Genomic DNA, 265 nt, shown 5'->3' on the forward strand with positions numbered 1-265 from the left:
AACAAGCATACGCAAATTATCCACAGCGCTGAAAGATTAAATATAACGGCAAGTCTTAGAGACCTTTTATTATCGCCCTTCAATGCGAAGAAAGAATAAATTGCTGGCAAGATTGCGAAAACACCGCCATAAACAAAGCCCTCAAAGAGCCCGGCAACTGGAGCCCACATATTTGACTCTGCGTCCCCTTCATACAAGAACGCCATGTATGCCCAAAAGCCTGCACAAATAGCTATAGAAACGATAAATAATCGAGTAGCAATAC

General features: G+C 42.3%; 1 protein-coding gene. It reads right to left on the reverse strand.

The genetic code is table 11. The annotated features are described in order from the left end of the window. Positions 1-265 (reverse strand): hypothetical protein (locus ACXAFQ_RS20550; RefSeq protein WP_474825227.1); only part of this gene is annotated, 265 nt, incomplete at both ends.

The sequence above is a fragment of the Alteromonas sp. ABH2_165 genome (assembly GCF_056159945.1).